2 protein-coding genes and 4 pseudogenes are annotated in these 5,827 nt (G+C 25.4%); 4 read left to right on the top strand and 2 right to left on the bottom strand.

Annotated features, from left to right (window positions below):
* Positions 1 to 121 precede the first annotated feature (121 nt).
* A pseudogene (locus TS70_RS01955) lies at positions 122 to 955 on the bottom strand (IS5 family transposase).
* Positions 956 to 1,225: 270 nt separating this feature from the next.
* Between TS70_RS01955 and TS70_RS01960 the strand changes: the two are divergent.
* The 3 pseudogenes from TS70_RS01960 to TS70_RS01970 all read left to right on the top strand — a co-directional run.
* Positions 1,226 to 2,206 (top strand): annotated as a pseudogene (locus tag TS70_RS01960) (MATE family efflux transporter); the annotation flags it as partial.
* Positions 2,207 to 2,275: 69 nt separating this feature from the next.
* Positions 2,276 to 3,109: pseudogene (locus TS70_RS01965) on the top strand (IS5 family transposase).
* A 147-nt stretch (positions 3,110 to 3,256) separates the two neighbouring features.
* Positions 3,257 to 3,892 (top strand): annotated as a pseudogene (locus TS70_RS01970) (MATE family efflux transporter); the annotation flags it as partial.
* A gap of 15 nt (positions 3,893 to 3,907) precedes the next feature.
* Here the strand turns inward: TS70_RS01970 and TS70_RS08365 are convergent.
* Positions 3,908 to 5,035 carry a GNAT family N-acetyltransferase gene (locus TS70_RS08365; RefSeq protein ID WP_040093081.1) on the bottom strand — a complete coding sequence of 376 codons (1,128 nt, stop codon included), beginning with the start codon at positions 5,033 to 5,035 and terminating at the stop codon, positions 3,908 to 3,910.
* A 347-nt stretch (positions 5,036 to 5,382) separates the two neighbouring features.
* On the opposite strand from TS70_RS08365, the gene TS70_RS01980 reads away from it, so the two are divergent.
* A partial coding sequence (locus TS70_RS01980) for a hypothetical protein (protein ID WP_198049254.1) occupies positions 5,383 to 5,827 on the top strand: 445 nt, incomplete at its 3' end.

The raw sequence follows: 5,827 nt of genomic DNA on the forward strand, positions 1-5,827 counted from the left end.
AAAAAGATACTAATAGAAAAATATAATTTTAATTAATTATGTTTTTTATTTAAAAATTTAATATTTTTCCACAACGAAAAATTAATTTATTATTTAAATTATTTAATTTTAAATAAATATTTTATGTTAAATATAATAATTGTAAATTATAAATTGAGGCAATTAAATTAAATCTTAAACCAAATCTTTTTCTTCGATTACGATATTTTTCTGTAATAATTTTAAATTTTTTAAGAATAGCAAAAATATTTTCAATAATAATTCTCATTTTTGAAACTAGTCTATTATATTGCTTTTGTTCTTTGTTTAAAGGGTTTTTTTGTTTTCTTTGTAGGTATTAGAACATTATTGTGATTTTTTTGTATTCCTTGATAACCACTATCAACTATTAATTTGGTATTTTTTAAAATTGGGATTTTTGATTCTTTAAATAAAGCATAATCATGTTTTTTTCCGAGCGAAAAACTTGTTGCAATAATTTTTTTGGTTTCTTGTTCGATAATTACTTGTGTTTTGATCGTGTGTTTTTTCTTTTTACCAGAATAAGATTGTTTTTGTCTTTTTTTGGGCGTTGGATTGGAGTTTCGGTAGCATCAATAATAATAGTTTTATCATTAAAATAATCATTTATTAGTGCTTTTTTACCAGCAAGTTGTTGAAAATCAGAGTTTTTAATTAAAATATCTTCAATTCACTTAATATTACGATAACAATTAGCCTCACTAATATCAAAACTTTTACCAAGATGAAAATAAGTCTGATATTCTCGTCAATATAATAAAGTCATCAATAATCTATTTTCTAATGATAATTTATTAGTTTTACCACCTTTTTTAAATTTTTCTATTTCAGCAACTTTTAAAATATCTAACATTTTATTAAAAGTGGATTTTTTTATTCCTGTTAATCTTAACCATTCTCTATCATTAAGAGTATTAAATTTATTATTGTTCATATTTTTATGTCCTCATAAATTATATTTTATAATAATATTTTAATAAAAAAGGGTATCGCAAGAAGTCTATTACAGAAATTTATGATCGTGTTGTTTTTTCAGTTAATAAAAACTTTGGGAAAGCAAGTGCGTTAACTAATTAAAGATATCTTTAAAAAACCTTAATAAATTAATTTTTTTGAGCTATAATTTAAGAAGGATTATAAATATAGTTTTACAAATTACTTTACTTAGTAAGGTTTTTTTGCTTTTTAAATAGGGGGGATTAAGTTGTCGGAAGTTTTAACGGTTCGTGAGAAAAAATTACGGTTTGAACAGCCATGAAAAACAATTGCATACTTTTGTATTCCAACCGTTTTTTTAATGGTCGTCCAAGGATTATATAATATTATTGACAAAAAATTAGCTTTAGCATTTGTTGCGCCTGATGCAATTTATGATTGGTTTTATATTGATGCTTATAATCAAATAACAGGAAGTGCTGTTTCAATTGTGCCATTAGCTGATATGCGGTCATATATTAATGTAGCAACACAATATGCTTCACAAACGTATAATTTACAATGATCATTTAGTATTATGATTGGAATGGGTTGTGCAATGAATTTTTCAATTGCCTATGGACAGCGCGACATTCCGAGAATGCGTTGGATTGCTGGAAATGGTTTTTCAACAACGGTGCTTTTTTCGATTATCATCGCGTTTGCAATTTTTTGTATTGTGTATCCCGGGTGAAATGCTGTTTTCATCACTTCGCAAATGGGGAAAAATTATAATCCAATTACTGAACGTTTATGTTGAGAATATTCTTTCCCAATGTTAGCAGCAGCGTCAATGATGTTTTTGAGTTATTATTTTATGTCATTGCTTCGTAGTGAAGGACGAATGAAATGAGTAACAATAATGATTTTAAGTTCAATTATTATTAATTCTGTTGCAGCAATTTTCTTTATGAAAGTTTGTCATTTGGGAATGTCTGGGGCAATGTTGGGGACAGTTTTTTCGTGAACAGTGCAAGTAATATGAGGATTAATTATTGTTTTTAAAACAAAAAATAGTTATTCAAAATTTTATTGAAGTGATTTATTTCACATTGAAGGGAGAAATGTTGCTGATTTTAGTAAAGCGGGATTACCAAATTTTATTAACAATGCCGCTTTAGTTGTTACGTCATATGTTGCAACATCTCTAGTTGGTCAGTTACCAAATCAAGTCATTCATAATGGCGTCCCGGTTTTACAAGAGCTTTATTAGACTTCTTGCGATACCATTTTTTATTAAAATATTATTATAAAATATAATTTATGAGGACATAAAAATATGAACAATAATAAATTTAATACTCTTAATGATAGAGAATGGTTAAGATTAACAGGAATAAAAAAATCCACTTTTAATAAAATGTTAGATATTTTAAAAGTTGCTGAAATAGAAAAATTTAAAAAAGGTGGTAAAACTAATAAATTATCATTAGAAAATAGATTATTGATGACTTTATTATATTGACGAGAATATCAGACTTATTTTCATCTTGGTAAAAGTTTTGATATTAGTGAGGCTAATTGTTATCGTAATATTAAGTGAATTGAAGATATTTTAATTAAAAACTCTGATTTTCAACAACTTGCTGGTAAAAAAGCACTAATAAATGATTATTTTAATGATAAAACTATTATTATTGATGCTACCGAAACTCCAATCCAACGCCCAAAAAAAGACAAAAACAATCTTATTCTGGTAAAAAGAAAAAACACACGATCAAAACACAAGTAATTATCGAACAAGAAACCAAAAAAATTATTGCAACAAGTTTTTCGCTCGGAAAAAAACATGATTATGCTTTATTTAAAGAATCAAAAATCCCAATTTTAAAAAATACCAAATTAATAGTTGATAGTGGTTATCAAGGAATACAAAAAAATCACAATAATGTTCTAATACCTACAAAGAAAACAAAAAAACCCTTTAAACAAAGAACAAAAGCAATATAATAGACTAGTTTCAAAAATGAGAATTATTATTGAAAATATTTTTGCTATTCTTAAAAAATTTAAAATTATTACAGAAAAATATCGTAATCGAAGAAAAAGATTTGGTTTAAGATTTAATTTAATTGCCTCAATTTATAATTTACAATTATTATATTTAACATAAAATATTTATTTAAAATTAAATAATTTAAATAATAAATTAATTTTTCGTTGTGGAAAAATATTAAATTTTTAAATAAAAAACATAATTAATTAAAATTATATTTTTCTATTAGTATCTTTTTTACAAATATTTGCAATTTTTTAACAAGTAATGCAAGAAGTCTATTCTTCCATTGTGCCATGAATGACATTAGTTTTATCTGCCGGAATTGGGGTCACCCAAGGAGCACGGAGTATTATTGCCTATAATTATGGGGCGAAGAAAAACGCCCGGATTTGAGAAGTTTTAAAACGAGTTAGTTTATTAATCATTATTTGATTTAGTTTAATGTTAATTGTTTTCATTCTGTTTGGAAAAGATATGATGATTTTGTTTGCTTTCCCACCAGAGTATGCGGCTCAATATCGTTGATGAATTGTTTTAAACTTTATGACATATCCATTTTGTTCATTAACTTACATTGCGTTAACATTATTCCAAGGAATTAATCGTTCAATTTTAGCAATTTTTACAAGTAGTTTACGTTCAATTGTTGTAATTTTACCTTTAATTGGAATTGGATATGGCGTTAGTCAAGCAACGGGTAATCCAATTTTCTATTATGTTTTTATCGGTTTAAATGATTTAATTTCTGCAGCAATTATTATTCCAATTTTAGTTTATTATTGAAAAAAATATCATACTAAATTGGTTGATGAACCAGATCCATATTTTAATGAATATCAAGAAGATTTACAATTAAAAAAAGGCTTAAAGTTAAGTCATAAAAAAAATAAGAATTAAAAAATTACCTAATTCTTATTTTTTTGTTGTTTCATCATTAGTTTTCTCAACAAGGAGCACTCATTTATCCTTTGAAGAAAAACTATAACAATTCTGATGATAATTATTAATAACAAAATCATTTAACGGTGTTATTGCCACTAGATATTTTTGATCAAGAATTTCACTATTACATTTTTTACAAGTTAAATTATTAACCATATAGGTAATTGTTGTTTGCTGCATAGTTTGAAGATTCTTAATTTTACCTTTACTAATTTTTGTGGCAATTTGGCTTAAATCATTTCCTTTTGCTTTTGTGACATATTCGCTTAAATATAAATTAATTGGTTGAAACCCTAATTTGCGATAAACATTATATCCTTCTGGTGTGGCAATTAAACCAACTAAATCATAATCTTGATTATAAACACGGTTAATTAAATGATTCATCATTAGTTTTGCCAATCCTTGGCGGCGAAAATTTTGATGTGTTGAAATATCATCAATAATTGCGATGTCTTTTTCAAAATAAATATTTCCAGTTGCTGCGGGAAGATCATTTTTATATAATAAATCAATTTCAGCAACGTCTTTATCCTTGTTTAGTTTTAATAATGTTTTATAAAAGGCATAATCTCAACTTTTTGGTCCCATAGCACTTTCTAAAATTTTACTAAAATCAGTTAATCGTTTGTTATCATTAACTCGTCGAAACTTAATACTTTTATCAGTTTTTGTTTTATATTTTTTTCATTTGGTTAAATCAAGGACCATTCCCACTAAAATTTCATTTTGAACAAAACCTAATGATTCAAAAAAAGCTTGTTCTTTTTCATCAATTTTTTCACCAATGGTATATCATAAAAAATCTAAATCATTGTCAACATAGTCTTTTACTAACTCTTTAACACGTTCAGCATCTTCTTGGTAATCTAGTTGGGTACTAATAGCAATAGTATAAGTTTTATCAACATCATTGCTAATATCAGTCATATATATTTCGTTTTCAGTATCAATTAGTTCATTTCGGATTCGTTTATCTTGGAAAGGGTTAGTCATATAACGAACAAAATTTTGTGCTAATTTTGTTGCTTCATATTCCCCTTTAATCCGAAACATTCGTTTAATTTTCGGGTTCTGTCGATACTTTCTTCGTTTCATCTTTTCATCCACCTTAAATTACATATATTATATCGTGTTTTTATCAAACTTGCATTAAATTATTAGTTTTCATTAAAATTAAGAGTACTTAGAGAATTAAAGATCATAACTAGCCTTATTTATTATAATTTAAATAAACTAGAAAATATTTTTGATGCGGGAAAGAATAAAATTAGAATGGAACTAAATATTAAGGATATAATAATGTCAAAAAATAATGCAATCAATAATTAATAATACTAATTTCATTTAAATATTAGAAGGACAAAAAAACATTAATATTATGGGATTCTTTAGTAACCATAGTAATTTTAGAGAAACTTGTTACAAATAAGGAGGTAAATTAATTGATATCATACAGAGATAAGTACCGATGAAGTTATATTAGTGAAGCAGATGTAGCGTTTTTTGATACTGCTTTTTGAAGAACACCTAATTTAATATGCAATAGTAAAGATGATAATGTTATATGTAAGAAATATTTACATTCTATGCATAAACTTTGAACTATAAAAAATGATGAAATTGAATTAATTCATGCTACTAGTAAAGGTGATCATAAAATAAAAGTAATTTGACAAGAAATAGTTTTAGATAAAAACTTTTCTGATTATTTAGTTAAGGTTATTAATGAGGCACATTTAATTGCGCAGGAGATAAAATTCGAAGGCAAATATGGTGAAGTTTCTCAAGGAGCAATAGAAGCAACCGTTGCTTCGTTAGTTCAAAAATGATCATATAACACAAATATAACAATTAAAAAAATGTCTGCATATTTATTATTTGCCTTTG

It is taken from the genome of Spiroplasma sp. hyd1, assembly GCF_016082235.1.
Classification (GTDB): domain Bacteria; phylum Bacillota_I; class Bacilli_A; order Mycoplasmatales; family Mycoplasmataceae; genus Spiroplasma; species Spiroplasma poulsonii.